4 protein-coding genes and 1 pseudogene are annotated in these 2,874 nt (G+C 28.9%); all 5 read right to left on the bottom strand.

What is annotated here, in order from left to right; translation table 11 throughout:
- Positions 1 to 54: 54 nt before the first annotated feature.
- A complete protein-coding gene (locus FWJ34_RS18980; protein ID WP_308256892.1) occupies positions 55 to 498 on the bottom strand; it encodes a hypothetical protein in 444 nt (147 codons plus the stop codon).
- A 14-nt stretch (positions 499 to 512) separates the two neighbouring features.
- The gene (locus FWJ34_RS18985) at positions 513 to 1,076 is read right to left on the bottom strand and encodes a hypothetical protein (protein ID WP_308256893.1); all 564 of its coding nucleotides are present in this window, start codon (positions 1,074 to 1,076) and stop codon (positions 513 to 515) included.
- 39 nt (positions 1,077 to 1,115) lie between these two features.
- Positions 1,116 to 1,433 (bottom strand): type II toxin-antitoxin system RelE/ParE family toxin, encoded by a 318-nt coding sequence (locus FWJ34_RS18990; protein ID WP_308256894.1) that lies wholly within the window; start codon positions 1,431 to 1,433, stop codon positions 1,116 to 1,118.
- Positions 1,430 to 1,687: a type II toxin-antitoxin system ParD family antitoxin gene (locus FWJ34_RS18995; RefSeq protein ID WP_308256895.1), complete on the bottom strand. Its 258-nt coding sequence runs from the start codon at positions 1,685 to 1,687 to the stop codon at positions 1,430 to 1,432. The genes FWJ34_RS18990 and FWJ34_RS18995 overlap by 4 nt, the downstream gene beginning before the upstream one ends.
- A 31-nt stretch (positions 1,688 to 1,718) precedes the next feature.
- Positions 1,719 to 2,874 (bottom strand): annotated as a pseudogene (locus tag FWJ34_RS19000) (hypothetical protein); the annotation flags it as partial.

Here is a 2,874-nt window from a genome sequence, read left to right on the forward strand (position 1 = left end):
TTTTTTTGTGGCAAAAGCGTCTTAATTAAATCCCATTCTTCATCTGTGAGACTACTAGAGTAAACCATGATAAAAGTTCTTCCCATTTTCTTCTATTATTGTAATAGATACCAAATGGGTTCTATAAGCAAAACCTGCCACACTTACCCCTAAAGTTAACACACTTGCCCCCGCCGCAATTTGACTTAACCCCATGACTTGAGATAGGGTTTGTTGCATGGCGGTTACTTTTGTATTTAATCCCATTAACTGATTGACGGTGACGGTATGCCCAAGGGTATTAACTCCAGCGTTAACAGTACCCATGACAGGATTAGAAGCGATACTGAGTAAGGAATTAGTTAAATTAGGGGCTTCGGCTAAATGTTTAACAATTTGCCCACCGTTAGGAAAACCAGAAGCATAGCGAATAACGCTACCATAACGAACTAAGCTACCATCAATTAATCCTTGAATAATACTAGGATTATTTACTAATAAGTCAGTGGAAATAAGCATAATTTTTATTTTATTTATCGATTATAAACATTAAATTTTTCATAGGCTTCCATATCTAATCTTTCTGAAACTTCTACATCGATCGCTAAATTTGCTAAATTCATAAAAGCATCATATCTTTCTATTTGATCAAGATTCGGATTAAATCTATTTTCTGTATTGTTTAGCTTAACTTTTATTAAAAAAATATCCCCTTCAGAATATTCTTGTTCATTAGAAATATAAAACTTCTTTTCATTTGTTAGTTTTTGCCATTTCTCTAAAAATTGATCTTCATTTTCATAGTTTAAATAAATGGTAGATTGATAAAGATTTTCACAATCACTCTGCTCAATTTTTCCTTTATTTTTAATATTCTTAATTAAAGATATATTTGAGGCTCGAATAACTAAAATTAAACAATTTTTCTCAGAAATGTTAATATCGACAACTTTATTTTCTGATTTATCATTATCAATTTGTATAGGAATATCATATTCTCTATCATTTTTATATTCTGTTTGATTATCAGTATCATCTTTTTTGTGTCTGAAAAAAGGAAACCAATAGCAAAACCAATCTAATATATTTATCTTCATATTTTTTGTTTCTAAATGTTTTTGATATAATTTAAAATTTTATTCTTTATTTAAAATAGTTTCAATATCACGATTTCCTTGAAGAACTCTGACAATAATTAGTAAATTATCAGAGACGAAATAAAAAACTAAAAATTTGTTAAAACCTTTAAATCTATATTGCCGTAAACCTTTTAATTTAGGATTAGCAATTTGACAAGATTTACCAAGATTTGGCATTTTAGCAAGTAAAGCAATAGTTTCTCTGGAGGAGTCAAAAAATTTGAAAGCAATACTTTCATTTTCTCTTGCTAGATAGTTAAATAAATCCTCTAAATCTTGACTTGCTTTAGTGGATACTCTAATTAATAAACTCATAAGTTTTTACCCTTAATTTGATTCATTAATTTGAGTCTTTTTTCCTCCCACCATTGATCATTTACTTCAATAAATTCAGGACTTTCTAATCCTTCTAAAAGTAATTCTTCTAAATGCTTTTCGGCTTGTTTTTCCCTATCTTTTTGAATTAAATAATTAACATATTCGCTTAAGTTACTATAACCTTTTGTTTGGATTTGTTCATTGATAAAATCCTGTAAATCTTCAGTAACGGAAATATTTAATTGATTCATGGCTTAATCTCTAGTTAATCAATAGTTTATTTTATTGTGACATATCTTTTAGGGTAGTCATCAACCCTAAATCTTTTCGGAAATCCTCGTTAATTTGTTTTATCTCATTTTCTTTTGTTTGTACCTCCTGCCAAAATTGCATTGAAATTTCTAATTCTGATTCAATTATTTGTAGTTGTTCATCTAAAATACGCTCACAAAAATCAATAATTTCTTTTACTGACTCCGCAAAAATCTGATTCACAATATCTAATTGTTCTTCAATCCAATCTTTTAATATTTGCCAGAGTTTTTCTTTTTCTTGGGCTATACCTTGCTCCCATTGTTTTGCCATTAATTGAGGAGTGGGTAAGTATAATTCTTCATATTCTGCGTCTCCATAAACATTAGATGTTTGTTTTTCCGTAGTAGTATATGTTTCCGTTCTAGTAACTGGACGAGTTTTGGTTTGTTGAAAGCAAGAACTAACGGTATATGTTTCTAGATCTTGAACAGGTCTTGTTTTTTTTACCTGAACATCTTTCGTTTCAGTGCCAATTACTTCTTTTTTTTTGGTTTTTTCAGATTTAATAGCATCCGCAAATTTAAACAAATCGGAAGGTAACTCAGGGGGATTTTGTGATAGTTTTTTCTTAGTATCACTAAGAATTGCTTGTTGTAAGTTATCTGATAATAATTCTTGTTCAATTAGAGAATTAATTAATTTCGATAACAATTCATCTTTAAGAGATTCTAGTACATCAAGAAAAGATTTAGCTTTTGCTTGAAATTTAAAATTAGCTCGTGCTGTTATACCTTGACGAATAGTTAAATAAAGAAGTCTAAAATGTTGTTCTTCTCTTTTTAACTCGGCTTTTCCTTTTTCATCATTTGCTTTAATCTGACGATACAAAAAATCTTCTTTTTGTTCAAATTTCGTCATAATTCGACTAACAGAATCATAATTCCTCGCTATATCTTCAGCTAATGATGGGATGATTTTTTCTTTCAATTTATCTTTCAATTCAAAACTTGATGAATTATGAATTAGTGAGTCACGCACGGGGATAATAATAGCAATGTTTAAATCAGTTTCAATTTCTTGAACTACATCCGTCATTATAATTAAATTATTTCTTGTTTTAGAAGAAACGTCTTTGTTTTCTATTAACTTTTTTTTAAGTTTTAATTGTTCGTCTGATTGAAGC

The sequence above is a fragment of the Geminocystis sp. GBBB08 genome (genome assembly GCF_016743215.1).
Taxonomy (GTDB): domain Bacteria; phylum Cyanobacteriota; class Cyanobacteriia; order Cyanobacteriales; family Cyanobacteriaceae; genus Geminocystis.

What these genes read in the sequence shown, in the direction of transcription:
- FWJ34_RS18985 (WP_308256893.1), bottom strand. Translation starts at nt 1,076, where the DNA reads ATGAAGATAAATATATTAGATTGGTTTTGCTATTGGTTTCCTTTTTTC.
- FWJ34_RS18995 (WP_308256895.1), bottom strand. Translation starts at nt 1,687, where the DNA reads ATGAATCAATTAAATATTTCCGTTACTGAAGATTTACAGGATTTTATC.
- FWJ34_RS18980 (WP_308256892.1), bottom strand. Translation starts at nt 498, where the DNA reads ATGCTTATTTCCACTGACTTATTAGTAAATAATCCTAGTATTATTCAA.
- FWJ34_RS18990 (WP_308256894.1), bottom strand. Translation starts at nt 1,433, where the DNA reads ATGAGTTTATTAATTAGAGTATCCACTAAAGCAAGTCAAGATTTAGAG.